Annotated in this window: 19 protein-coding genes; 13 read left to right on the forward strand and 6 right to left on the reverse strand. The window is 40.7% G+C overall.

Annotation, left to right across the window (positions count from 1 at the left end; genetic code table 11):
• The first annotated feature begins 11 nt into the window (after positions 1–11).
• The gene (locus J8L98_RS19755; protein WP_210997843.1) at positions 12–1,214 is read left to right on the forward strand and encodes an MFS transporter; all 1,203 of its coding nucleotides are present in this window, start codon (positions 12–14) and stop codon (positions 1,212–1,214) included.
• Entirely contained in the window at positions 1,211–1,732 is a 522-nt protein-coding gene (locus J8L98_RS19760) for a GNAT family N-acetyltransferase (RefSeq protein ID WP_210997844.1), read from the forward strand. The genes J8L98_RS19755 and J8L98_RS19760 overlap by 4 nt, the downstream gene beginning before the upstream one ends.
• Before the next feature lie 56 nt (positions 1,733–1,788).
• On the opposite strand, the gene J8L98_RS19765 is transcribed toward J8L98_RS19760, so the two are convergent.
• Both J8L98_RS19765 and J8L98_RS19770 read right to left on the reverse strand, forming a co-directional pair.
• Positions 1,789–2,472, reverse strand: coding sequence for a LiaF domain-containing protein (locus J8L98_RS19765; protein ID WP_210997845.1), 684 nt, complete (start codon positions 2,470–2,472; stop codon positions 1,789–1,791).
• A 228-nt stretch (positions 2,473–2,700) separates the two neighbouring features.
• The gene (locus J8L98_RS19770) at positions 2,701–3,633 is read right to left on the reverse strand and encodes an alpha/beta hydrolase (RefSeq protein WP_210997846.1); all 933 of its coding nucleotides are present in this window, start codon (positions 3,631–3,633) and stop codon (positions 2,701–2,703) included.
• A gap of 666 nt (positions 3,634–4,299) precedes the next feature.
• Between J8L98_RS19770 and J8L98_RS19775 the strand changes: the two genes are divergently transcribed.
• Both J8L98_RS19775 and J8L98_RS25205 read left to right on the forward strand, forming a co-directional pair.
• Entirely contained in the window at positions 4,300–5,430 is a 1,131-nt protein-coding gene (locus J8L98_RS19775) for a hypothetical protein (protein ID WP_210997847.1), read from the forward strand.
• A 135-nt stretch (positions 5,431–5,565) separates the two neighbouring features.
• Positions 5,566–8,118 (forward strand): serine/threonine-protein kinase, encoded by a 2,553-nt coding sequence (locus tag J8L98_RS25205; RefSeq protein WP_210997848.1) that lies wholly within the window; start codon positions 5,566–5,568, stop codon positions 8,116–8,118.
• Positions 8,119–8,125: 7 nt separating this feature from the next.
• Here the strand turns inward: J8L98_RS25205 and J8L98_RS19785 are convergent, their stop codons facing one another.
• Entirely contained in the window at positions 8,126–8,611 is a 486-nt protein-coding gene (locus tag J8L98_RS19785) for a hypothetical protein (protein ID WP_210997849.1), read from the reverse strand.
• Positions 8,612–8,853: 242 nt separating this feature from the next.
• Entirely contained in the window at positions 8,854–10,896 is a 2,043-nt protein-coding gene (locus J8L98_RS19790) for a glycoside hydrolase family 97 protein (RefSeq protein WP_210997850.1), read from the reverse strand.
• Positions 10,897–11,104: 208 nt separating this feature from the next.
• On the opposite strand from J8L98_RS19790, the gene J8L98_RS19795 reads away from it, so the two are divergent.
• Together J8L98_RS19795 and J8L98_RS19800 are read left to right on the forward strand one after the other, a co-directional pair.
• Positions 11,105–11,743 carry a methylamine utilization protein gene (locus tag J8L98_RS19795; protein ID WP_210997851.1) on the forward strand — a complete coding sequence of 213 codons (639 nt, stop codon included), beginning with the start codon at positions 11,105–11,107 and terminating at the stop codon, positions 11,741–11,743.
• Positions 11,736–12,965, forward strand: a complete 1,230-nt coding sequence (locus J8L98_RS19800) for an OprO/OprP family phosphate-selective porin (RefSeq protein WP_247682632.1) — start codon at positions 11,736–11,738, stop codon at positions 12,963–12,965. The genes J8L98_RS19795 and J8L98_RS19800 overlap by 8 nt, the downstream gene beginning before the upstream one ends.
• Positions 12,966–13,010: 45 nt before the next feature.
• Here J8L98_RS19800 and sthA read toward each other — a convergent pair whose 3' ends face one another.
• Both sthA and J8L98_RS19810 read right to left on the reverse strand, forming a co-directional pair.
• Positions 13,011–14,447: a Si-specific NAD(P)(+) transhydrogenase gene (gene sthA / locus J8L98_RS19805; RefSeq protein ID WP_210997853.1), complete on the reverse strand. Its 1,437-nt coding sequence runs from the start codon at positions 14,445–14,447 to the stop codon at positions 13,011–13,013.
• 42 nt (positions 14,448–14,489) lie between these two features.
• Entirely contained in the window at positions 14,490–15,626 is a 1,137-nt protein-coding gene (locus J8L98_RS19810) for a fatty acid desaturase (protein WP_210997854.1), read from the reverse strand.
• Between the two features lie 105 nt (positions 15,627–15,731).
• Between J8L98_RS19810 and fabR the strand changes: the two genes are divergently transcribed.
• The 7 genes from fabR to J8L98_RS19845 all read left to right on the forward strand — a co-directional run bounded on the left by fabR (position 15,732) and on the right by J8L98_RS19845 (position 26,774).
• Complete coding sequence (fabR, locus tag J8L98_RS19815) at positions 15,732–16,337, forward strand: HTH-type transcriptional repressor FabR (RefSeq protein WP_192506238.1); 606 nt, start codon at positions 15,732–15,734, stop codon at positions 16,335–16,337.
• 274 nt (positions 16,338–16,611) lie between these two features.
• A complete protein-coding gene (locus J8L98_RS19820; protein WP_210997855.1) occupies positions 16,612–19,887 on the forward strand; it encodes a M4 family metallopeptidase in 3,276 nt (1,091 codons plus the stop codon).
• Between the two features lie 117 nt (positions 19,888–20,004).
• Entirely contained in the window at positions 20,005–22,014 is a 2,010-nt protein-coding gene (locus tag J8L98_RS19825) for a Hint domain-containing protein (protein WP_210997856.1), read from the forward strand.
• Positions 22,015–22,064: 50 nt separating this feature from the next.
• On the forward strand, positions 22,065–23,315 hold the full coding sequence (locus tag J8L98_RS19830; protein ID WP_210997857.1) for a hypothetical protein: 1,251 nt from the start codon (positions 22,065–22,067) through the stop codon (positions 23,313–23,315).
• Between the two features lie 10 nt (positions 23,316–23,325).
• A complete protein-coding gene (locus J8L98_RS19835; protein WP_210997858.1) occupies positions 23,326–24,171 on the forward strand; it encodes a GEVED domain-containing protein in 846 nt (281 codons plus the stop codon).
• 9 nt (positions 24,172–24,180) lie between these two features.
• The gene (locus J8L98_RS19840; protein ID WP_192506233.1) at positions 24,181–25,659 is read left to right on the forward strand and encodes an internalin; all 1,479 of its coding nucleotides are present in this window, start codon (positions 24,181–24,183) and stop codon (positions 25,657–25,659) included.
• A 50-nt stretch (positions 25,660–25,709) separates the two neighbouring features.
• Positions 25,710–26,774, forward strand: a complete 1,065-nt coding sequence (locus J8L98_RS19845) for a hypothetical protein (protein ID WP_210997859.1) — start codon at positions 25,710–25,712, stop codon at positions 26,772–26,774.
• Positions 26,775–26,984: the final 210 nt, after the last annotated feature.

Here is a 26,984-nt window from a genome sequence, read left to right on the forward strand (position 1 = left end):
AGGGGGGATGTATGCTTGTATTGGCGATTTTATTACTATCGTGTTCGCAGTTGGCAAGCCAAATATTCTTGCCTGCTTTACCACAAATAGCGCACAGCTTATCGTTAAGTCAAAGCCAAAGCCAAGCGATGATCACTGGCTATTTTATTTGTTTGGGCATCGCACAATTAGTCGTAGGCCCTTTACGAGACCGGTTTGGTGACCGACCCGTTTTTTTAATTGGGCAAGGTGTTTTTGTTATAGGCACAGTCAGTTGTGCATTAGCAACTACAGCGGAAATATTCTCGCTCGGCAGGGTTTTACAAGGTATAGGCGCAGCTGCCCCATTATTGATAAGCCGGACGTTGCTCGCTGCAACATTAAGTGGTGCACATTTAAAAAGTGCAATGGCGACTTTAGCGCTGGCCGCCAGCGGTGTTTCTGTATTAGCACCTTGGCTTGGGGGGACGCTCAGTACTTTAATCAGCTGGCAGAGTCTTGCTTGGATCCTAGCATCGTATTTTTTTATGGTAGCAACTCTGGGCTGGTGGATTTTACCTGCAAATAAGCAAAGGGTCACCGATCGTTCAGTACACCCATATAAAATGGTGAGAACTTACTGGCAGCTATTAAATGATGCTCAATTTATCGCTATAGCAGCATTTAAGTGGCTACCCACGTTTATATATTTGACCACGCAATTGTATTTTCCATTTTTATTACAGCAACATTTTGCATTAACAGAGCAGCAGTTTGGCACAATGATGATGTTGCCAATGAGTGGTTTGTTAATCGGTGCGTTTATTAGTAAGTGCTTACACCAATATTTAAATGAAGTCGTTTTATTTGCACTATTTTGGCCATTACTTTTGCTAAGCGCATTGTGTTATTTGCTCTTACCTTTTGGCTTGCTCAGCACGTTATTGGGATATGGTTTTGCGATGGTGGTGTTTGGTGGCTATTTTGCGGCCTATATGCAACTGATTGGGCTTCACTATTTGGCGCAGGCTGGGAGTGTCAATGCACTGGTTGGGGCTTGTGAGTTATTGGTATTTACACTGCTTGCTGTGGGCTGTAATGCTTATATTATTCGCTCTATACATGACCTAGCGTGGATCACGTTAACGGTGGCGAGTTTATTAGTGCTAGCTTGGGTGAAATTGTTACCAAGAGAGCTTGTTTTATACCGCAGATTAAAAGACATTTCAGGTAGAATATTACGGAGTACAGTATGAAGTTCGAAACCTCAAGGTTATTGATGAGACCCATGATTTTAGAAGACTTAAAGGCGAGTTATGCACATCGAAGTTGTCCTGAAACGTCTCGTTACATTGGTGAGCCTTTAACACTAGCACAAGCACAAGCGCGTTTACGTGAAAACTGTGAGCCTTGGTTGGGTGAAGAAAATCAACGTTTAGCATTGGCAATTACCAAAAAAGATACGCAGCAGCTTATTGGTGAGTTGATGTTCAAGTATGTTAACAAACCGAGCTTAGTTGGGGAAATTGGGTATCGACTCAATAAAGACTTTATCGGCTTTGGTTATGCATTTGAGGCCGTAAGTATGCTTATCGAATCATTATTTTCAGAGTTAAAAGTAATGAAGATCGTGGCGGTTTGTGCGGTTGATAACACCGCATCTTGGCGGTTAATGGAAAAATTGGGTATGCAAAGAGAAGGTCTATTGCGATCTCACTTTTTGATTGGCAGTGAACGCTTGGATGCATATTCATATGGTATATGCAAAACATAAGTAATTTAATTGATGTGTCCCGTACACTGAATCAACAGGACACACCTGACGAGGTTTTAATGGGATTTACGGTTATTTCTTTCGTCGTGAAATAGGTCTTTTAAACCATTGGCAAATTGCGTGACTTGTTGTTTTATCGATTGTTTGATTCGGATGTCGATACTGCCTAAGATCACTTTACCTTGGATATGAAGTCGAGGTCGTTGCGTGGTTAAATTCGTAGCGGCAAGGTTAGGCTTATTATTACTCACTGAGCCCATTATATTAGTTGTACATGTGGTGACATCAATATTTTCGGATACGATAAACTCATCACTACCCATAACACTGTTCACGTTAATAATGACATCAGGGTGCGTGAATATAGCATTTCTAAAATCCAGCTCTGTACTGCCGAAGTAATTGTTAATGGTAATTTCTTTGGGGACAATCCATTCACCAGAACGTTGATCTGAACTTAAAATAGATCTAATGGTTAACGGTGCATCATTGTTACTTGAAGCAGTAAACTTAGGTTGCATACGTGATGCTTTTTCTGTGTGATATCTCGGATCTGTTTGTAGTGGGAGATCTGCCACCAATGCCATCAGTGCGACTTGGTCGTTACAGGCATAGGCTTGATCTAGGCGGCGCTCGAATGCATCAGCTGAGATTTCACCATGGCTATAGTTTAAAATTAATTGGTCAATGACTTCTTCTTTTACTTTCTCTAATGGTCGATCACTTGCTGACACTGGCATGACTTGCTCCCTGATGCGCTGTAATTACACTGATATTCCTATGTACAGCAATATTAATACCAGTTATTTAATTAAATAAAAATCAATACCTTGCTGTTTATTCTCTCTTATTGATTGAATCAAATTAGCTAACTATTAGTCAATATTACTAACTGTTCGCACATCATGCTTGGCATGACATTGGCAGACGCTATTAATTGCAATGTATAGCGTCGGCGTCAGATCTATTTATTTAGTGAGTTTGTTCAGCTGTTTTTTTATACGTTTATTTTCAGCTTTATTAATATGCTTAGTGATCCATTGTGCAATTTGTGCCATTAAAACAGGCGGAAAGTCATGGCCTAACCCAGTTACGATTTTTAATTTTGATTTTTGGATCAATTGCGCTGTCTGTAGCGCCGCTTTGATGGGAAATATTGGGTCTTCACTGCCATGAATCACAAGTGTTGGTGCCTTTATTTTTTTCAATAGCTGAGACCTATTGCCGGTTGCGGCAATAGCGAGTAATTGACGCTTTATTCCGTTGGGGTTGTATGCGCGGTTTACTTGTGTTGTTGCATTGTGACGCAACGTAACATTATCAGGTAAAAAACGTTGGCTGCCAATAGTTTGGTTTAATTTAACATTGTATTCAATGGCTTTGTCGTGTGTTGATGTAGTTTGATGCTGGGGGAGTAACTTGAGTAAAGCTACGATGCTTTTTGTCGTCAAATGGAAGGTACCGGGTGTTGACATAATAGAAGTAAGACTGATGACTTTTTGTTTATGCTTGGCCGCGATAATTTGCGCTATCATGCCACCCATAGACGCCCCAACCAGGTGGGCGCGTGAGATGGTTAATTCATTCATAAGATTTAATACATCATCAGCCATGCACTCTAATGTATATGGCGCAGGCTTGCCGAGAGAAAAATATTTATTGATCCATGTATCAAAGAGGCTCGGGCATCCATATTCATCAAATTGACTAGATAAACCGACATCTCGATTATCAAATAAAATAACCCGAAAATGGTTATCAACTAACCCGAGATAAAACTCTTTAGGCCAAACGGTCATTTGTGCGCCTAGCCCCATAATCAAAATAACAGCGGGAGCTTTTTTATGTCCGAAATCTTGATAGCTAATCACGATGCCATTTTTCGTTTGGATTTGGTGCATTACAACACTCTATAGGTGCGTCAATAAGGTGATAAAGCATAAATCTGAAGTATAGCGGATTTGATTAAATACTCATCAACTTTACTTGCTGAGATTCGCTGGACTTCTTGAACTAATGATGAGAAGAACAAGATCAAAGATCCTTTTACTCCGTAGATAACTTTATATGTTGTTGTGATACCTATTGGTTTTTATTGGTTTTTATTGGTTTGCAACATTCGAATGAATTTACCGCGACTTTGTTAAGTTGCTTAAAATACGATCTTTATTTGTTTGGTTTTGGTTAATGAAGTGGTTTGCTCTTTTATATGGTGTGTGTTTTGTTGTTGTTTATTGCTGTTGTGGGTTGTATGTTGTCGAGTTTTAACATTTCATATTTTATGTATCTAGTTTTGAAATTAGTCGTGAAGCGAAAATTTAGTAAGAATTTTTTGCCGTTTCTCATCGGCTAAATTGATCAGATCATATTTTATTGAGATAAGATCAGTCATGGTGGCGATTAGTTTTCTATGCACTTAGTATACTACTTGACCAGTGTAAACATATTATAGAGCGTTATTGAACAGTGATTCTCCGTTATACGACCGTGTTAATCTATTTTATTATCCATATATGGTAGATGGTATTTAAAGCGAGATTGAGATGGATAATACAAGGAAAGTATAGATGAAATTAAACAGGGTGCATGCTGCTATTTGGGGAGGGGTGACTTGCTTATTGGTTGGTTGTCAAAATACGACGGGTACTAGTAACGACAGACTTGAGCGCGTAAACAATGAGACTGACTTAGGATCTGATACCTTACCTTGTTGGTTACAGACACCTGTGTCGGACAATGTGCGGGGGTTTATTGGAACAAGTGCAGTATTGAATGCATATGGTCAACTTGCAATCAGAGCAAGCAGAAAAACAGCGTTGCGTAAGCTTGCACATTTCCACAAAATTAACCTAACGGATCAAGATTTTTCGGATGTAACGGCGCAAGACCATATGGTAATTTCGCTTAGTAGTGGACACGCTGTGACGTTTGTTCCTGTTCATATAACTAAAGCTGTAATATACAGTTATGCGTTTATAGGCTCGGCGGTCGCATTACCATTATCTTGTTCTGAAAAGCATTGCAATTTTGACACTTGTTCACCTCAGTGGTTGTGTAGTACAGACCAAAATACGATTACTTCAGTCAGTTACTTTACTGCCATACCGCATGAACAACTAGCTGAAAGTGAAAGAAATGCGGGTGTTATTGCCAGTTTACTCGATACAGCTAATGTCCAAGTGATTGATACTCAAACCGAGTTGTATCAAGATTTGTCTGGGGAGATTGTGCATAGCATTAAGCGCTCTCGCTCTGGAGAGGTAACAGCTGAGCGTCTGTCTGCTCCACTTCTACACACGCGATCATGTACGTACGGTAACACCTTCGTTGCACAATATGAGGTACAACGACTTATACCTCATCGTTTTAAGTTAGCTGCTGATTGGAAATCGAAACCTTACTATCAAGGCCGTGTCATCGCTTTGGGGAGCTTTGGTGAAATGGGAGCGATGACGGCAGATACATTACTCAGTACGGCCATTGATTATGCTATTAAAGATGCCTTAATCGAACTGGCTAAAGTTAAAGGAGTTACAGTGACTTCTGAGGTAAATATTCGTTTTGAGAATGGTCACTATTTATTATCTGAAGCGCAATTTTCAGTGAATCAAGTTGTCAGTGGGGATTTGATTGACATTAAAGTGAGCTATAAAAATGGTAAGCCGATTGTTTATGTGTGGGTACTTGAGGTCGTGTAACGCACGAAGGGTATTCCACACCATGTGTACAGCTTAAAAAGTTAATGAAATATAATATTTTACTAGGATTAAATAGTTAGGCATCATAATTATATCAAGATACACTGTTGCATTTATGATTGGGTAAGATTTGTAGTGAAGAATTTTAATGAATACTATACTGATATTGTTCCTATTGGTGAAGGGGGCATGAGTCATGTATTTTTAGCTACAGATAAAAATTTGGGAAGACGTGTTGCACTTAAGGTAATTAAGCAGGTTGAGCACAATTATGAAGATATAGTGGCAGAAGCACGCTTACTCGCTAAGCTGAATCATAGTAATATTGTACAGGTTTATAATGTCAGGAAACTTTCAAATGAATTTGCAATTGAAATGGAGTACGTACAAGGTGCGACATTAAATAATTATGTTCAGGAAAATAATGTTTTACTCGAAGAGAAACTCTCGCTGCTCATTGATATTGCAGAAGGTCTTCACAGTGCTCACCAACAAAATATTTTACACTTAGATCTTAAATCTTCCAATATTCTGATTAATGAATCGAAAACGGCCAAAATAGTTGATTTTGGTATCTCTCAGTTAGTGGGTACAGAGTCAAGCTCAAGTCCAAGTAGCTTCGGTAGTTTAACTGCCATGTCTCCAGAACAGTTGAGGCAAGAGCCTTTGGATATGCGCAGTGATTTATTTTCTTTTGGATTACTGGCTTATCAACTACTGACAGGAAGCCACCCTTACACCACACAAGCTAAAACCTGTGACGATAAAGGCATTGCAGAAGAGGTTAAAACGCGGGCATTAAATTTTAATGCCCGTAATATGCTGGGTATTCCTATTGAATTAGCTGAGCTGATAGATCATTTATTGCAATTTAAAAAAACAGAACGACCCAACGGCTGTATTGAAATTATTCAACAGCTTAAACAGATTATGAGTACGGTAAGTTATGAGCAAAGTGGTGTTACTCAACCGATACCTGATTTGTCTGGGAGAAAACAACCTATCAACAGACGGTGGAAGACAGCTTCGTTGGTATGTTGTCTCTGCGGTATATTGGGGTTAGGGACTTGGTTATGGTATACCCATTTACCTAAAGTGTATGTTGCCGCATTACCTGTAGAGTTTAGTGATAATACCGGCGAATTACGCGCGCAAAAACAAGTTGTTGAATCAACTTTAAAAAACGCTATTGAACAGACTTTTATTACGGATGAACGATATTCCGTCATTCCTGCTCGCGAAATTCGTCATGTTATGCAACTTTATCGACAAGATCCAAAAAATAATGATTTACGAGCAATAGCCAAAGCACTGCAGGCTGAAATATTACTGTTGCCCAATGCACGCTGTACTGTGTATGCATGTGAAGTAGAGTTTGATGTGATTGATGTTGAATCATTTAACACGGTTGCGAGTGATCATTTCTCTGTGGCTGTTGATAGCCCTTCTAAATTCCTAACGGCTATGATGCAAAGTTTGCAACAGGTTATTACAAGTCAGAACAAGAGTGTAAGTAATACGATTGCGGCTGAGGATTACAATGCGTACTTTTCTTTGATGACGATGGTTACTCAGCAAGGTAAAAGCAATGAAGACATTTTAGCTGCATTACGCAAGATCATCTTACGTTCACCAGATTTTTATCCCGCTTATAACTTACTTAAGTCTGCGACTATTAAATATTTTAGAAAGACAGATGACCAGGCTGTGTTAAAGCAATCTATAAACATTTTAGACTCAGCACCTGCACAATACAGACAGAGCTTGAATTATCTTTCAGGTTCTTTAGAGCTGCTACAAGCCTCGGGTAAGGTAAAAGAAGCCGAAGCATTACTGACAAAACTCGATAATTATGATTTCGATAACTATGAAAAGCTGACATTGAAAGGTGTTTATTATAAGCGAAGCCAAGCGTTTGAAAAATCTATCGATTACTTTTTACAGGCTAATAAACTGCGACCAACATTAACTCTGTTGCGCAATATTTCTATTTTATACACGTATTTAGGCGACTATGAGAATGCGCTAGTGCATTTGGATAAAGTGGCTGAGTTGGCTCCTGAAGATAGCCGAGCCATACGCTTAAGAGCTGATTTATCATTGCTCACAGGTCAATTAAGTAGAGCATTGCTTTTGTACCAGCAAGTGATTGAAGCTGTTCCTAATGACTTAGAAAGTTACTCTAACTTGGCAACCATTGCCACACTGCAACAGCAATATCAGCAGTCAGAAACTTATGCTCGACATGCGGTTAAGCATGCACCGGAACATACTTTATACCTTTTAGGGCTTGCTGATACATTACTATTACAGGGAAAAAAAGAAGCCGCGCATAGTTACTATAGAGAGATATTGGTAATTACTGCGTCAACTCAAGAGTACACCAAGTTACTTGATCGCGCACAAGCATTGGCACATTTGGGGAAACATATAGACGCATTAAAGGTATTGCAGTCTCTGTATGAAGGGCATAAAAACAAGGCTGACTATTTATTCTCGTCAGCACTTGTGTCTGTTTTGGCTAATGAGCCTAAATCAGCAGTTATTGCCATTGAACAAAGTATTAATGCTGGATTAGCCCCTATTTTTTATCAACTTAGCTGGTTTGACCGACTATGCGATGAAGCTGCATTTATTACATTGCTCAATAGAGAGCAGCAACTTGCTCAAAGGTGTCACTTGCTGTAATTGTAAGTTAAGGGACTTCGACATCAATGATCACGACTCTAGGGTCTTGTGAAAAGTGTCGAACCTCCGCTGCATCTCCGGCTTTTTTGGCGACAATCCTGAAATCTACGGCATATTCTGTTTTATCAGACAGATCAACTGTTAACGCCGTATTCGGATTTTCTAACATGAGGTGCAGGACTTCTTCAGGAATCGTTGCACCGGTTTGAATTGCAGTAATGTTAACTGTTAGTTCATGTCCGTTGGAATGTGTTTCGCTATCTAATTGATAATTGAAATTATCTTGGGCATGAACAAACAAAGTTCCGTTTTCTGCGAATTTCCAGTCAGCTGTACTTGCTTGAGTCAGTGTGTATTTAAGTACGATTGTCTGAATGTTGTTTTGTACGTTTATGCGTGTTTCTTCAGCTGGTTTTTCGTTAGCGTCACTAATCGTCCAGTTTTTGCCATTATCTTTCGGTTCTACGGTGAAATTTAAGGTCTTCTTTGCCATTATCAGCGTCCTTTGTTAGTTTTAATATGTCATCGTACAATGATGAGAGCTTACATTGTAACTATAGCAATACTACCACTTCTATGAGACTTATTATTGTTTGATAGTGAAGGGATAAAATTTAAAAGAAGCGCCGATAATAGAAGAGTGAGTTCAGCGAAGGCTATTGGAGCGTATTTCTTCAATGTAGCGTGTGGAGCAAGCAAAATGCATGAGGTGTTACCTCATGCATAACAACGTGATTATAATGCTTTAAAACGGATAGCGGTACCGCCACTGGGGGCGAGCGTTAAGGTCAGCGTGTCTTTTGCGGTAACGATTTGCTTATTGATTTGTATATCATATGGATTATTTTTCCACTCGGCCTGTTTTCCATCTTGATAAATATGAGCTTCATATTGGGTGTTTTCACTTAGAAAGTTCAATTTAACCGTGTGTGTTCTGGCCTGCTCATCAGTAATTGCACCAAGGTACCAGTCGTTGCCACTATAATTACCTCGTTTCCTTTCTTGCCTTGCAAAAACAACGTAATCACCCACTTCACCCGCTAAGGCAATACTTTGCTCCCAATCGGTTGGGACATCTTTAATAAACTGAAAAGCATCGGGCTTAGCGAGATAGTTAACAGGTAAATCTGCCGCCATTTGAATGGGGCTATATAAAACTACGTACAGAGCGAGTTGCTTAGCGAGTGTGGTTTGAGGTCGGTTAGTGTTCTCACCCAGACCATTAAAACTCATGTCAAAAATGCCAGGCGTAAAGTCCATAGGCCCTGCGAGCATACGGGTATAAGCAAGCAAAGTCGTATGTTCAGGCGGGTTTGGAGGTGTTCCCCAAGCGTTAAACTCTTGCCCTCTGGCTCCTTCGCGCGCTAACCAGTTGGGGTAGGTACGACGTAACCCCGTATCTTTTATCGGTTCATGTGTGTTTATGCTGATTTTATACTTGGCTGCGAGTGTCACATTAGCTAAATACTCATTCACCATGAATTGACCGTCATGCCATTCAAAACGCGCATTGCCTCGTTCGTCTATACGCTTGATGTTGCCTCCATCCGCAACGTAACCGGTCTTTACTTGATGAACACCTGTTTGTTGATAGAGTTTGAAGGCCGCTTCCATTTGTGTTCGATAATTACTGACGCTCCCTGAGGTCTCATGATGGCCAATAAGCCGAGCCCCCACTTTTTGACCATGCTCAGCTATGGCATTAATGTCAAAGTCATCATAAGCTTTGGTAAAGCTGAATACATCGCCATTAGAAAACCAATCACCATCCCAACCTAGGTTCCACCCTTCGACTAACACACCATCAAAGCCATGCTCAGCTGCAAAGGTGAGATACGCTTTTGTGTTTTGAGTTGTCGCGCCATGCTTAGCGCCACTGCCCCAGGTGTTTTTACCAATATGCATGCCCCACCAGATACCAAGGTATTTTCCTGGTTTGACCCATGAAACGTCTCCCAGTTTGTTTGGCTCATTTAGATTTAGAATTAAATGTGAATTTAAGAGGCCAGTCGCTGAATTACTAATTTGAATGGTACGCCATGGTGTTTTAAATTGACCATTGGTTTTGACTGCAACACCATCAGACCAAGGAGTTAAGTCAGCAACGAATGTCCCTGGACGACGTTGATTCAGTGTCATGGCTGCATAGTCAATAAGGGCTGCTTCATGAACACTGACGTGAACGCCATCGGCATTTCTAAGGGTAAATGGTGTGTGTACATGGCTTGCTTTAGGTAACGTGGTGGTGTTATAGGTATACTCATAGCGATTCCACCCGCGTGCAGGTATCCACCAAGCCGTGCTATTGTGCGCATCTGTGAAATTAAACTCTGTTAATTCACGAGTAATATAGCGAGCATTGGGTTTATTGACTTCATATCGAAAGCCGATACCATCATCGAATGCGCGCACGCGCAGTATGTATGCAATATCTTGCGTCGTTTTATCCTTCAGCACTACGCTTAATTCGTTATGATGGTCAGTGATTGTACGTGCCTCTCCCCACGGCTGCTGCCATTGATGGTGTGCACGGTTCTTGTTATGTTTAGCTATCGCTAGGTTGCTGCGCATCGCTGGGTGATGCTGAAAATCAAAACCAAGTTTGGAGTCGTTAATGATTTTTTTATTGTTGAAGGAGACGCTATAAGTGGGTGGCCCCTGCTCATCAGAGATAGAAAAAACAATATTATTATTTGGTGAACTTACAGAGTGTACGGTAGCAAAAGCAGTACACGATAATAAGCTAACAGTTAATGATAACGACGTGAGTAAACGCATAACAGGTTCCTAGTTAAGCATGTTAGTGGTGAGGTAGGGTTAGCATACTGCGCTGCAATTTCAGGATGAATAGCTTGCATACGTATTCATAATGAATGATAAGTTTGGTTGTACCGGTCTGTTTATATTCGGGTGTAAAAATACGAATTTGTGTATAGATAACCTATACTAAAATATCAGCGATTTCACACATAAAAATTGGTAAAAGATGAAAAAATTTATAGGGTTATTGTGTTGGCTAGGATTTTCTTGCCAAGCATTAGAGCTGACAGTGAAGGATACACAAGGTCAACCTTTAGTCGGTGCGGCAGTGTGGCTTGAGGGGAAGCAATGGTCAGTAAATGATATCTCACTTTCACAGCAATATAATATGGGACAAAAAGATCGAAACTTCACGCCGCACGCTTTAATTGTGCCGCAAGGGGCCAAGGTTGATTTTCCTAATTTTGATTCAATTTTACATCATGTATATTCTTTCTCAGAACCCAAAGCATTTGAATTAAAGCTATATCGCGATAAGCCCCAAGCCCCGATCACCTTTTCTCAGACTGGTGTTGTGGAGCTTGGCTGTAATATTCATGACTGGATGCTAGGTTACATTTTGGTGGTGAACTCAGGGGTATTTGGTTTAACTGACATCAATGGCAAGGTTAACTTACCAGTGATGGAAAATCAGTTAGGCACAACGACGCTGCAAGTTTGGCATGAACGCTATGAGAATTTAGATAAACCAGAGTCAAAACAGCTGAACATTGTGCAAACTAATCAGAAAATACAGTACCAATTACAACAACCATTGCTTGATAAGTTGGACTTTTTAACGGATGAAACGGATGGCTATGAATAAAAGGGTCAAAGTGATTGGCAGCTTGTTTTTTCTGTTTGCCAATCAATCTTATGCAGTTGAGGGGCAGCTACACGGCTTGGTTGAAATAAGTGCACATGATCGCAGTGAACAAAAATCGTGGACCGCGGGTGGTTGGGGGATGAGTCGTTTTGGTACGCAAAGCAATGTACTTAACATTTCCAGAGGTGTACTCGAAGGTCGCGTTGATTTGAGTTCTGCATGGTCTGGTCATGCTGTTGCACAATATGTCCCAGACCAAAATGATAAGCTTGGTTTTACTGAGGCTTATGTCAATTACCAACCTCTTTCAAAACGATATCAGTTTAGGTCTCGTATCGGTGCCTTTTATCCTCGTATGTCGCTTGAAAACCCCAGTTTAGGTTGGTCTTCTCCTTATACTTATCAGTATTCCGCCATTAATGCTTGGATAGGGGAAGAAGTACGCACGTTTGGTGCCGAATTTGAAATTAAGCGTCCAGCTAGGCGGTTTCGCAGCAAATATGATATCAGTTTTTTAGGTGCGCTTTATAAAGGTAATGATCCTGCGGGTACGCTAGTAGCTTGGCGTGGTTTTACGCCTCATGATAGGCAGTCAGTGATTAATGAGCGGGTCCAATTCGCTCCTTTGTATGCACTTATGGCACCGCAATTGGCGCACCAAGGTCAGTATGTAGAGCCATTCAGCGAAGTGGATGGACGTTTTGGTTATTACTTGGGTACGCATATTGGGTATTTGAAAAAACACACATTGCGGTTGTATTGGTATGATAACAATGGTGACCCATCTGTGCTCAATCGCAACACACAGCAATATGCGTGGGACACTAAATTTTGGAGTTTAGCGTGGCGTAGTAAGCTATCAAAACAGACTCAAGTCATTATGCAAGCTATGGTTGGTAACACGGCTATGGGCGCGCGCAGAGGCGTAGATAATGATTTTAATAGCTGGTTTGTGATGCTCAGCCATACATGGCAGAATTATAGAGTGAGTGGCAGGCTGGAACAATCTAAAGTAATCGATAAAGATTTCTGGGAATTTGACCCCAATAATAGTGACACACAGGCTGTTACTTTCAATATTCGCAAACAGCTGAGTAAACAATGGCAGTTAGGAGTTGAGTGGCAATATTTAGATACTCGCGCTGAATTCCGGCCGCCTGTAGGTCGTGATGCACAACAGCAAGAAACCCTTTATAGAGCGACTGCAAAGTACCAGTTTTAGCGTGTGTATTAAAATGCGCGCCAGGTATACCCTGGCGCTGGTGGGCTAATCACATAACCGATTTAATCCATTTAGGGCTGCCACCCGATAGGCTTCTGCCATTGTGGGGTAGTTAAAAGTGGTATTAACAAAGTATTCGACATTATTACCCGTGCCTTTTTGTTCCATAATTGCCTGTCCAATATGGACAATTTCGGACGCTCGTTCACCAAAGCAGTGTACACCTAATAACTCTTTGGTTTCCGCATGGAATAGCAATTTTAAACTGCCGACTTCGGTGCCCGTGATCTGCGCACGCGCTAAGTGTTTAAATTGCGCTCTACCTACTTCATAGGGTATTTTTGCCGCGGTGAGCTCTTGTTCAGTTTTACCGACAGAGCTCATTTCAGGGATTGTATAAATTCCAGCAGGGATATCAATAATCAACTTGTCGGCACTATCGCCTTGCACGATTGCATGGGCTGCAATTCGGCCTTGATCAAAAGCAGCGCTAGCTAGACTTGGATAACCGATTACATCGCCAACGGCATAAATATTATCAATGTCAGTTTGATAGTTCCCATTTACCTTGAGCTGGCCTCTTCCATCAGCTTTTAATCCTACTGCAGCCAGATTTAAATCGTTGGTATTACCCGTACGACCATTGGCAAATAAAATACAGTCTGCTTTAACACGCTTTCCTGATTTCAAATGCAATATTACACCGTCATCTCTTCCCTCTACGGTAGCAAATTCTTCGTTGTGACGAATAACGATACCACTATTCCAAAAGTGGTAACTGAGTGCATCAGATATCTCGGCATCCATAAAGGCAAGCAGTCGATCTCGGGTATTAATTAAGTCTACTTTTGCACCGAGCCCTTTGAAAATAGAAGCATACTCACAGCCAATGACACCTGCTCCATAGATAATGACACGTTGCGGATTGTGCTTTAAGCTTAATATAGTATCACTGTCATAAACACGAGAATGTGTAAAATCCACTTCGGGAGGGCGATAGGGGCGAGAGCCCGTAGCTATCACAATTGTTTGCGCTGTTAATACTTCTTGAGAGCCATCATCATGTTGTACTTTTATCGTGTGTGCATCGATAAAACTGGCATCGCCTTGATATAAATGAATTCGATTTCTATCGTAGAAGCTACTGCGCAGGTTAGATTGCTTTGAAATAACGGTACTGGCATGATTCAAAATATCTTGAAATGTATGGCGTTGTGGCTTCTCTGTGAAACGATATAGAGGATTGGCTTTATATTCTATTAAGCGACTTACTGAATGACGTAGTGCTTTGGAAGGAATTGTTCCCCAGTGCACGCAGCCTCCACCAACAGCCTGCTGGCGCTCTATAACGGCGACGCGCTGTTGGCTTTTAGATAGATTCATTGCTGCACCTTCACCACCGGGCCCCGTGCCAATGATGATTGCGTCATACTGGTAGTTTTTTACTTCTTTTTCTTCAGGGGAACTTTGTTGTTTAGTCACAGCCTCTCCTCAACGTTAGACTAAAGAGGCTGTGAAACTCCGCTAAACGTTGAATGACGGTTTTAGCAGCCTCGCATTTAATGCTAGCCATGCTTGTTTTTGCTCGTGCCAAGCAGCTTCGAGCTCTTGGTACTGCGTTGCGAGCAGTGATTTATCACATTGCACGCGCATGGAATCTTTTTTGGCTTCTAATAGTGCTTTTTGCGCGACACAAAATGTCTGCAGTTTTTTTAGAAGCAAGTCATACTCTTGTTGTAACAATGTAAGCTTATCTTGCGCCAAAGGCAATTTTGCTAAGCGTACTTTTGTTTTAAGTAGTAACGTTTCCGCTTTGGCTTTTTCAATTCGCTCTACAGGGGTCCGTTTAAGTTTATAGGCTAGCCCCAAAGCAGCCATTGTCCGGATCATCCATTTCGTTGGATCGTAATGATACCAGCGAATGCCATTGCGATAATCACTTGCAAAAATATGATGAAAGTTATGATAACCCTCTCCATAGGTGAATAACGCTAAAAACCCATTATCACGCGCGGTATTTTTCTCAGTATAGGGTCGAGAGCCCCAGATATGCGCCAGTGAATTGATGAAGAAGGTAAAGTGTTGACTCAGCACCAACCTTAATACTCCCGCCAATAGTAGCATTGCAATAATATCACCCACAAGCACACCCAGTAACAATGGAATACCTAGGTTAGTTGCGAGTACGAGCTTTAAATAATGGCGATGCTGGAACATCACGATTTTGTTACGTTGTAAATCACGGGCATTACTGTAATTTCCATAACTCTCACCTTGATGATCACGAAGCATCCACCCTATATGGCTATACCAAAACCCATTGGTTGCTGCATAGGGATCTTTGATTGGGTCATCGACTTGACCATGGTGGACTCGATGATCACTACTCCAATGCAAGGCACTGTTTTGCAATGCAAAAGCTCCGCCTATTGCGAATATCCATTGTATCACGGGGTGTGCATCATAAGCCTTATGAGCCCATAAGCGATGGTACCCAGCAGTAATAGATAGTCCAGCATAGAACATACAAGCTGTGAATACAGCCCAATGTGTTGCGGTATAGCCATATTCATAGCCATACCAGGGTACCAATGTGATGGCAGCCAAAAAGGTGATGCTAAAGAACAGCACATTTGTCCAAATAATCGGCGGTTTTTTCATTATTTAAATCTCAGCGTACACTTGTACGCTAAAATAGTATTTCATTCTGCTGCCGTCAAGTATTAGACTCTACAATGTTTGAACTAATTATATATGGAATGAAAAATGTCAGGTGTACGTGCGCAGCAAAAACAAAAAACTCGACAAGCGCTGATAGAAGCCGCTTTTAACCAGTTAAGTGCGGAACACAGTTTTTCAAATATTAGTTTACGTGAAGTCGCACGTGAAGCAGGTATTGCCCCCACTTCTTTTTATCGCCATTTTAAGGATATGAATGAACTAGGGTTAACCATGGTGGATGAAGCTGGTCTTACATTGCGCCAGCTGATGCGTCAAGCTAGGCGACGAATAGCAAACGGTGGCAGTGTCATAAATACCTCAGTGCAAACCTTTATGGAATTTATTGATACATCAAGTAACCAGTTTAGATTATTGCTCAGAGAACGCTCAGGCACGTCTAAGGCGTTTCGAGCTGCAGTTGCGAGAGAAATTAAGCATTTTACGTTAGAGCTTGCACACTATCTAGAATCTGAAACGCCATGCAATAAAAACCATGCGTACATGCAAGCAGAAGCAATGGTTATTTTAGTTTTTAATGCGGGAGCTGATGCACTAGATCAAGATAGTCAACAACTTAGTGAATTAACAGAACGTTTGATTTGGCAGCTCCGCTACATTGCTCGAGGCGCTGCACATTATGGTGGCCACTAGTCACTCTTCAGGAAAATAGTTGAAGTAAAAACTCTTTTAATACTTTTTTGGTATTTATATTCTAATCGTCAAAATTCTCGTTCATAAACTCGAAAATGTTAATTTTTTGTTTTTTAAATAACCAGTTAGATCAAGTTCTTGCTGGTTATTTGTGCTATTTCCATACTTTATTGTTATTTTAATGTTAAATTCGATCCATTACTCTAAATAAAATATTCACAATTGTTTGCTGTGTATATTTCTTTATTTATCACATCTGTGTAAAGGAGTTAGGATGAATACGCTTTCGATATCCGCTATTAGTGGCTTGATGAGTATTGCATTTGGTAGTCATGCAATAGAGCAGCAGAATTTAATGAACCAAAGTCATATTTGGGCACAAGTACAGAAAAAAATTGTTCAGTCCAATATGGCTTTAAAAGCAGAGAAAAGTCTGTCAGAGCTCACTATTAATTATCGAGCGATGAAGACCGTTGGTGCCAATAATCGTTATCAGCACTATCAAGTATATGTTGGCAATATTCCCGTTTTAAACAGTCGCTTTGTTCTATTAGTCGATAAACTAGGCGATATCGAACAAGGTCTAGGTAGTGCTATTATTGCTGAAGAAGAATTCGCTACCTCTATACCGGATATATTTCGTTTAACCGAAACTCAAATTAAGCATACTTTAACAAAGCAGTTTATTGCGGATGGGATCCCGTTCACAAATGAACTGTCATTTAGCAAGGCGTTCATGTTGGATGAGAACGAACTCCAAGCCGTTTTTGTTGCACGAGTGCACACACCTGAGCGGCGAGTAAACTTCATTATAAACGCAGAAACTCTAAAAGTGATCCGAAAAGATAATGATATTGATGGGTTAAATCCTCAAGCAGAGTTGATTGCTGGAGGAGGAATTGGCGGTAATGAGAAATTAGGGGCGGTTTGTTATTCTCCAGCTCCAATGAGTATGAACAATTGCTTATCTTACAAGTTTCAAGCAACCGATGTCGCAGCTGCTGAGGTATTGTTTACAGATAATAATGTAAGTCTTTTTAGTGCATTCTCAGGGTACCCGTTCATTGTCACTAAAGAGCAGGGAAATTGTGCGCTAGAAAACCCTTACGTAAAGACGATCGATTATATCGCTGACAAAACAAAAGCAGCCAGTTATCAATGTAGTAACTCAAACGAGAATTTTGATAAGGAAACAATAGACAATCAGTATTATGATTACTACAGCTACTCAGGCTTAAATGATGCTCACTTCAATGCTGGCCTAGTGATGCAGTATTACCACCAACTTTTAACAGAGATGTTCCCTGATCAAGGATCTACCTGTGAGGCAACGGGTTTTTGCTTAAAGCAATTATTACAGAATGTAGGCAACAACACGTATGGTAACTCGCAAGCCAATTGGGACGATACCCATGTGAATTATGGCACAGGGAATTATGGGGGAACACATTACTACCATACAACCTTAGATATAGTGGCTCATGAGGTCAGTCATGCAGTAACGTTTTGGAATAGCCAGTTAAATGCCAGCGGTCAAGATGGTGCATTGAATGAAGCGTTTTCAGACATTGCAAGCGTCGCAGTGTTTGATTATTTTTCACAATATGTTCGGGGTTCATACCGCCAATCAACTGCATTTAAAAACAAATCAGTGGATCAGGTTACAAGTCATGATGGTAATCGAAAATGGTGGTACGGCTGGGATGTCTTATATGAAGACACGGGAGCTCGGTATTTTGAGATGCCTTCTTGGGATGGCAAGAGCATTGACCACTTTAAGTCATACGAACCGAGTCAGTCGATATATAGTACAGCGGGTGTTTTTAGAAAAGCCTTTTACGAATTGGTAAAAACGCAAGGTTGGAGTATTCAAGATGGATTTAAGTTATTTCTTCGAGCCAACGTAAATTGTTTTTTTACCGGCGCATCGGTGCAAGATGCTGGTATGTGTTTGATTGACCAAGCGCGGTTTTTTAGTCACATAGGCACAGAGAGTGAAGTAACAGCACAAATAGATAACACTTTGCACTCGGTAGGAATTGTTGCAAATAACACACAACTTTCGTCATTAGAATTTGATAGTGCGATGCATTACGACACCGTTAGTTATACTTTAAATAGTATTGCTGCCACGGATATAAAAGAGATCGAGGTTGAGTGGGGTGATGGCACTAATGAACGTTGGCAAAAAAGTAACAATTCAGCTATTCACCCATTCTTACAACGCTCGCGCGTTTTAGATATTGATGAACTTATTCGGTTTAAGCTCACAGTCACAAAAACAGACAGTACAAAGTTGGTGGGCTTTAGGCATTATTTTAGTCGAGCTGTGAAAGCCGCATGTGCACCAACGCTTGCACAAGGAAACTCTCCGTTGTCTTCACTATCTATCAACGCGCAGAGCGTGCCCTTAGCGCATCAACCTTACCAAAGTGTCCTGACGCCTACTCTACTTATGAATAAGCATAGTGAACAGCAATTGCAATTTGACAATACGCTCAATGGTAAACTCGTGTCGGTATTATTTGATAATAACCGTGATGGTTTGTTTTCATCGAATGAACTAATCATAGAGAATCAAGTGATTAATAATGGACAAGTGCGTTTTAAACTAAAAGATCAAACAACCGCTGGTATTGGCTTGATGCGATTATCATTTGGGGGGAAATATACATTCTATGATACGTGTGGATATGCAAAAGCATCTCAAGTAATTGATGTGAAAACGGACGTTGATGTGCCTGAACTTCCGATACAAGCAAGTTTTAGCTACCAGTTGTTGGCGAATAACCAGATTAAGTTTATCAATACTTCTCAAGTAAATAAGGTTCGTCAACCGAGTTACTATTGGCAATTCGGGCATGATAACCAAACGAGCCATAATGAGCAGCCTGAAACGGTGAGTTATCCGTTAACAAATGGAACTTATCGAGTGTCACTGCGAGTTACTTACCAAGATGGCAGTGGGCAAACAGATGGAGTGACTCAGGATATAATACTGACTGCCCCATCAGAGTGTAAAAGCAGAATCACTACGTCAAACAATGCGCAAGCGTTATATATTGATGAAATGCATGTATGGACATCTATTCATAACCGTAATCTCATCGCAAATGCGTCAGGTACAAATAGTACTGGTTATAAAAAGCATGCAACTAACCTCGAGTTTTTACGCCGTGCAGAATTAAATGTAGATATCAAATCTAATGTATTAAATGAAGCAACGATCGATAGGCTGTTAAGCCGCGACAATCGTGATGTACGCTTTACTGTTTGGGTTGACCAAGACAAAGATAAAGTATTTCGTTCTGATGAGTCTAATAGTTTCGATATGAGTGGTAACTACACCAAAGACTGCAATAACGGCCAATGTCGAATAAAAGCTAGCCAAGCCATATTTTTACCCAGCATGTATTCGTGGCAAAAAAAGAACTTCACACTTCGAGTCCGACTTGAAGAACATCCTTTGACTGAATTTGGTCACGATGGCTGTAATAACTTCAACTATGGTGAGGTTGAAGATATGGAAATTACAGTGAAAGGTCGTTAACGCCACCATTTTATCCCGTCATATATAGCCGTAAGGTCCTTACATAGATAGATGTAAGGGCCCTGAGCGTGAGCTCAAAATTCAATGTGTTTTGTTATAAAATAATAAGGAAAACAGATGAAAATCTTAAGTTTATCTATTGCATTGGCGTTAGGTGGGGCTTCTATTTCTGCGCACGCTTCGCAGTCAGATATCGCCATGACTGCCGCTGCGCCGTATTTTAATGTTGAACATGGGTTTGCACGTACAAACCTTAAAACAAAAGAAAACAATCAGGCTTTAAAAGATCGATTAAATAAATATGGGTTGAATAAACACAACCGTCCACACTTATTTTCTTTAATAAACAAACAGCTTGAATCAGGGTATACATCTTCTTCGTTTTTCGATGCACAGGGTCTTGAAAGTAAGGCTGAGGAATGTGATGCACATCGTGTCAGCTTATGTTCATTTTTCAAGCATATGGGCGTTGAAGTTCTCACACCTCCAGGAACAGATGAAGAGCATTTAGTGATCTCGGCGTTAAATAGTGAGAATAAAACCACTGATTATACCTTTATTGATATTACATTAGTGGATGAAAAAGGCAGTTCAATTACGTTGCCGCGCTATGCAGAGTATTTTGGGGATGGGCCAGAAAAAAAACGAAAATCAATTTACTCATCAGTGAAAGTTGCTGATGCTTTACAAAAACTGAAAACGGTTGAACGTGTTTATGCCGATGCATGGGTGACTGTAATCTATACGGATGCCAGTGGTAAAGAAGTCGTTGAAGATCGTAACTCTAAAGTAGAATATTCAAAAGACACCATATTAGCGCTGTTGGGTTACGTAGCACCAGATATGTTGGTTAGTTCAGCAGCTGAACCTGAACAGCAAAACATCGATATGGATATATTGAGAGCATCGAATGGTGCATATGGTGCGAATGTGTCTCACCCGAGGGATGTTCGCTCAGCTGCAGGCCCGACAACGCCAGATCAAAAAATTATCGTGTGTCTTAATCGAAATTACGGCGATTGTGATTATGAGAATATTTACCCAACTAATACACCCAATGATCAGCTTAAGTTAAAGATCCCATTTGTGGGTGAATACACCATGCTTGGCAAAGTGTCACGTATTTACCGCTCTGATTGGAGTGTGTTAGACGTAATAGAAAACCCAGATGGTACAACCAAGTTGGTGCCGGGTGGACAAGTTGAAAAGCCAGCTGTACTTGACTTTGGTACTAATATTTTTATTCAAACGAAAGAGGGTGGTGGGGCAACGACTATTTCAGGGGATCAGTATAGCGATATACAGAACTTCTTTGCTGACAACCTCAATGTTGAGTACATCACCGTCGGGCGACGTACCACGACTAAGTTATCTTGGAATATCCCTCGAAACCAAGGGGTTTTTGGTGACGCATCACTTTATGGCCGCTATCAAGATGCGAATTGGGTGATGAATATAGCGGTAGATAATGCGCCTCGACCTAACCAAACGCCACGCGCTGAAACAATTGTTATTGGATCCGCTGGGTTAGCGGGGTCTTGGGAAAATACTGACCATCCACAAATGCAAATCGTTTATAGCTGCTTGGCTGAAGGTAGCCTTATTACATTACCAGATGGCAGCCAATTACCGATAGAAACATTAAGTGTTGGCGATACCGTTCTAGGGGCAAGTCAATATCATCCGACTCAAAAGTTGAATCTTGAAATTGCTGATATTTCAATTGGCGTTGAGGCTATTCCCATGATCCAGCTAACAACCAAAGATGGAAAAACACTGCTGTTAACTGAGTCTCACCCTGTCATTACGCAATCAGGAGAGTCGGTATGGGCAAAAGACTTGCAGCTAGGTGAGCATATTCATACTCAAGGGGCAATGCAATTTATTAGCAAAATTGAGCAGGTAAAGTTTGATGGCAATGTTTATAACCTGCGTTTGAAGCGAACCAAGAAAGATCCTGTCGAGCTGGAAGGGGAAACTTTTAGCATGTTTGCAAATGGGATTCAGGTGGGCGATTTAGCAATGCAAAGTAACAACGAATTCAAAAATGTGATTGAAACAGAACAAGATGTACTGAATCGCATACCAGAAACTTGGCATAAAGATTATTTGAATAGCTTACGCTAATCAAGGAATGGCTCTGATGATTTTTGGGGCCGAACACACGGAGAGACATTATGAGAAATTTTGTTTATACCCCAGTATTGCTGGCTTTGTTCAGTACGGCGAGTTTTGCCGCAAGTATAACGCCCTCTTTTGAAGAAGGTGCTAAGCCTAAGATATTATCAAACAGTAGCGATAATATTGATTCAGTTCCACTAGGCACGGCCTATAAAAGTAAGGGTCAAGTTTTCCTAGGGTTACAGTCAGTAACAGGAGCGGAAGTCGAAGATTTAGGTAATTCAAAAATTGATTTTAGAGTGGGCGTCGATTTGGGATACGAACAAGCGCTTAAACTTATTGATGGAAAGGTGGACGCAGGCTTCAAGTTTCCGGCTGTTCGCATTGATGCTGGCGCCAATTATGCCAAAGATATTAGCGCGGATAAGTATACGGGGACTTACACGGTGTATTCATCCGTTAAGCCCAAATCACGTATGTTAATGCCTGCATCAACAATGGGTTACCAGCCTACATTGGCCGCGCAAGATTTGGCTATTGCTGAGCCAGGTAATAAAGCAAGCAACTTAGGTGATGGCTTCGTTCACGGTTTTGCATATGGGTCTAACATCGTTATTAACATGAAAATTGATTACCGGAATGAAGAAGATAAACGGTCTATTGGTGGCTACTTAAGTGTTGATTGGATTGGCAAAGTGAAAGTCAATGGTGAGCTTCAAAAGCTTGATGATAGTAAGCGGCAATCCATTAAAATCTCCGTAAGTGGTTATCAAAGTGGCGGTGATCCGAATCGATTATTGACGATTATTCCTAATGGCATTATGCGGTGTACATTACTAAATCCAGAGCCATGTTTTGCATTATTTGAGTCTGCAGTGAATTATTTGAAAACCGATTATATCAATCAATTTAATTCATTGGATGATTATAATATTACCGATACATATGTTGCGAATTATCAAGACTCAGGCCCAATGTTACAGCAACTGGTACCTGCTCAAGGTTATGTTGCCGTAAATTACTTAACCAAGCTGGTTGTAAAAGAGTTAACAAATCGCTGGATAACAGAACGGTTAACTTATCGTAGGGCCAAAAACTTACAACGCTATTATGCTTCTCAATTTTCCACTTTGGAGCTAAATCAACTGCACGAAATTGAGACTTCAAGCCGCAGTAATGCCAACTTATTTGCAGATATGGTGGATTATTGTGAGCAAAACCCTGAAGGGAGTTATTGTTTGGATTACGAGGCTGAAAACCTGAGTTATTACCGAGATTACAGCAGCTTTAGTCAGGTTTTAAAATAAGGATATGATCATGATAAGACAACTTATAGCCGCATCGTCATTGATGTGCATTGCAGCAACGGTTCAAGCGAACACAGAATCAGAAACAAGCGCAAATTATAATGAATTAGGAGATCTACTAACGGTTCAACAGGCGCAAGGTCGATTCGCTTGGTTAGAGAAATGCTATGACGGTTTACTTGTTGAGGTGTGGGAACGTGCGTTTGATACAACCGATATCATCAGCAAAGAACAGAAGCTTGCGCAATTAAGGGCGTTATGGTTATCCCCGGAACGTCTTGCTCAAGGGCATGCGCAATACCTCACTTTTGCTAATTCAGATTTTACTAATCCATATAACTGGCATGCTGGGGCGAATGCAGCAGATGCATGCAGCACGATGCCACCTGAATATGTACCAGTTGCTTTAAAGACGACCGTTTTAAAAAATGCATATTGTGACAATGTTGCGTTTGATAGTGAATGGGAATGGATTGATAAGGTAACGCTTGATGACTTTAGTCATGACTCGGCACGCCACAGTTACACAGCTGTGTCAGGTAAGGTGATTACGTTATCAGCCGGAAGAGAGGCTTCTATGACGATAACACCGGGTAATAAAGAGCCGCAATATCCTTCTTATGTTGCGGCAAGAGTGTGGGTTGATTGGGACCAAGACGGTCAATTTTCAGACTCAGAAATGGTGTATAAATCGGCGTCAGACGGAGTGTTTAAATTTGCAATCAGTGTCCCGACTGAGCAGCCAGAAGGAGTGACGTTAATGCGTGTAGCCACTGATTCTGGAGGTGGTTCTGACAATGCGTGTAACCGTATCCATTATGGTGAAGTTGAAGATTACCTAGTGACAATTCGTTAAGGAGCAACCATGAAATCAATATATTTTACAATGCTGGTGGTAGGATTGACTAGCCAGTATGCATTAGCAAAAGAGTCATCACTAGCAAGTCAGCAGTCAAATGCAGGCTCAACTATATCGGGGTTAATCAATGATCATGTGTCAATCGGCACTGCATATGATAGCCAAACCAAGCGTTTTTTGAATGTACAACCAATATCTGGACGTGTGGACGAAACGTTTGGAAATACAGAAGTTAAATTCAAAACCGGAATTGACATGAGCTATGATGATTTGCTCAGTACCTTGAATGGCAGTGTTGATATTGATGTTAATTTTCCCGTCGTGCGAGTTTCGGCCGGTGCGTCGTTAGCGAAAGAAATGGCATCGAGCACATATTCTAGTTCATATACATTTAGCGCAACGAGTACGCCTAAAAAACGACTGTTTTTACCTGAGGATAGTAATGTTGGGTATACGCTTACGCCTGCAGGGAGTGAAATAGCGAATAAGCACCAAGCGCGCATTCAACAGTTAGCAGGCGACGAGTTTGTGAGTGCAATAGAGTATGGCGCTAATATTATGGTCAACTTAAAAATAGATTATGGCAGTAATCGCGATAAATCTGAAATTGGTGGTTACCTGGATGTTGATTTATATGGCGGCGTATTTAACGTAGGCGGACAGCTTAAATATTTGCAAGATGATACAAAGTCATCAGTAAAAATCACCGTGAGAGCCATTCAACATGGCGGCGATCCGAAACAGTTACTGAGTATTATCCCTAATAATATTATTACGTGCTCCTTGGATAACCCTAAGCCGTGTTTTGATATGTTTTATGAAGCCGTGAAGTATTCAAAAGATGGCTTTAGAACACAGCTTAACTCATTGAGTGATTACAATGTAGTGCGTTATTACACTACACGTTACGACAGTGCTTCATTAGCTATTCGACCATTAGTTGCTGATTATCAGAAAGTACGTAATGCAACGAAATGGATGATCAGTGAGTTGGAAGATGATTTTAAGCAAGCCGTGCTAGATGAGCAGCGCGCTACGAGTCTTTTAACCAGTTATTACGCCTATTTACCGGATTCGCAAAGTAACGCAGTGGAACAAATCCAAAAATTGGCGTATGACAATGCATGGTTTTTATTCAATGCCGCACAGTTTTGCCGAGATAACCCGTTTGGTACATCCTGTGAGGTTGAAGTGCAAAAAATGAAAGATGATTGTACGCGTCGTGGTAAAACCTGTCCTGCAAGTTACGATGTTACGCAACTACAGCTACCTTCATCAGATCGTTTGGATTGGAAACAGTGTGAATTAGCTCGACAGGAAGCCGTTCGTGCGGGGGTGATCAGTGAAAATGAGAGTGTTAAATATCGCAATATGCGTTGGGCGCCAACGTTCATAAATGCCAAGACACCTGCAGTAGGTATATTAAACTGGCGATTATGTGAGGGTGCATTGAGTACTTACGGTACGGTATTTGGCACAGACTAAAGTAATGATAGAGCTAAAGTCAGAGACTTTGGCTCTAACAAGGACTGAGCATGAGACTATTATTTAGCTTTTTAATATTGTGCTTTTCGTGCGGTGTTGTAGCCCAGCGTTATTATAGTGAACGATATAGCCAATCTGATTTAGGGAAAGGGTTTGACCAAGAGTTACACCAAGAGCAGGACAGTTGTGTTACAGGGGATCTAAAATTTCATAGTGCGATGTCTGGCGAGCTTGACTACTTACAGCATCAGAACTCAGTAGCAATAAGTCGTAGAACGTTCGGTGAGATCCATGCAGGGGTAAACTTATTTATTGTTGCAGGTAGCGTTTCAACATCGATTAATCACCGAAATTCAACCGATAATTTGAGTTTAACGTCTCAACTACACCTTAAGCTTGATGAAGGGTATAGCACATTAGAAAACCGCTCGCTGGTGGCGGATTATGATAAAAAAGCATGTGGGGGTGCATTTATTTATCAACTTAATTATGGCCGAGATATATTTATTAATACACGTTTACACTTTCGCTCTGAAGCTGATTTTAAGCGTTTCGTCACGAAAATTAAAATACGTCTATTATTTTTCAAGAAAACCATCACTAAAGTGAAGTTAATTGAAAAATATGCAGCAAATGCAGTGTTAAGTATTGATGCAAATTCAAATGCCCCACTCCCCGCAAGTTTGACACAATTATTAAATAGCAATACACAGTATTGCAGAGGAAGTGATATCACGCCTTGTTTGAATACGTTACAGCGTTTATCTGATTATGTATTTGGGGATACTGGGTTTACGAGTGATTTAAATAAGTTAAAGAAAGCACCTCGTAGTGTGGCGACGCGTTCTTATCAAGACTCTGGTCACTATGAGCTGATGGATGCTGCGCAGGTACGAGTTGACCACCAATATGATCACATATGGCGCTCAGTTGAAGCGCGTTTTGGCGATGCTGTCCGACGACATACACGTGCTGAAGCATTTCTTACTATAGCGACTGAGAATGAGTATGATGATGCGCAAATTGAATATGATATGGCAACTCAGAATTTATCTGAATTAAGCGCACTGCGAGAAACATGTCAGCAGAGGCCATGGCTTGGGGAGTGTAGCTAATTTATTCACAAATGAAGCGAGTAGAGTTAATTAGCAGAGCTGACAACGGCATATTGCTTTTTATAGATATTTAATTGCTTTATAAATCTACTACAGATCAAAAATAAAGATTAGGATTTATTCTTTTTAGATACACGAAGTGGTTAATATAGTCTTTATTTGTTTTTTTATTGGTTTTATTTTTCTTAAAAAACGAACATTAGATTTATT

This window comes from Pseudoalteromonas sp. MMG013 (genome assembly GCF_018100885.1).
GTDB lineage: Bacteria > Pseudomonadota > Gammaproteobacteria > Enterobacterales > Alteromonadaceae > Pseudoalteromonas > Pseudoalteromonas aurantia.